This window comes from Providencia sp. CIM-Carb-044 (assembly GCF_033901115.1).
Classification (GTDB): domain Bacteria; phylum Pseudomonadota; class Gammaproteobacteria; order Enterobacterales; family Enterobacteriaceae; genus Providencia; species Providencia hangzhouensis.
This window is the reverse complement of the sequence record NZ_JAXADV010000071.1, coordinates 1-672: the sequence shown is the minus strand read 5'-3', so window position 1 is coordinate 672 and position 672 is coordinate 1. Positions and strand designations below refer to the sequence as shown.

The 672-nt window shown below is 53.7% G+C and carries 1 protein-coding gene; it reads right to left on the bottom strand.

Annotated features, from left to right (window positions below; translation table 11 throughout):
* Positions 1-671: AadA family aminoglycoside 3''-O-nucleotidyltransferase (locus tag SJ312_RS23310; protein WP_001334793.1), on the bottom strand; the 671-nt coding region annotated here is incomplete at its 3' end.
* Between the last annotated feature and the right edge of the window lies 1 nt (position 672).

Below are 672 nucleotides of genomic sequence, written 5' to 3'. Positions count from 1 at the left end.
CTAGCTTCAAGTATGACGGGCTGATACTGGGCCGGCAGGCGCTCCATTGCCCAGTCGGCAGCGACATCCTTCGGCGCGATTTTGCCGGTTACTGCGCTGTACCAAATGCGGGACAACGTAAGCACTACATTTCGCTCATCGCCAGCCCAGTCGGGCGGCGAGTTCCATAGCGTTAAGGTTTCATTTAGCGCCTCAAATAGATCCTGTTCAGGAACCGGATCAAAGAGTTCCTCCGCCGCTGGACCTACCAAGGCAACGCTATGTTCTCTTGCTTTTGTCAGCAAGATAGCCAGATCAATGTCGATCGTGGCTGGCTCGAAGATACCTGCAAGAATGTCATTGCGCTGCCATTCTCCAAATTGCAGTTCGCGCTTAGCTGGATAACGCCACGGAATGATGTCGTCGTGCACAACAATGGTGACTTCTACAGCGCGGAGAATCTCGCTCTCTCCAGGGGAAGCCGAAGTTTCCAAAAGGTCGTTGATCAAAGCTCGCCGCGTTGTTTCATCAAGCCTTACGGTCACCGTAACCAGCAAATCAATATCACTGTGTGGCTTCAGGCCGCCATCCACTGCGGAGCCGTACAAATGTACGGCCAGCAACGTCGGTTCGAGATGGCGCTCGATGACGCCAACTACCTCTGATAGTTGAGTCGATACTTCGGCGATCACC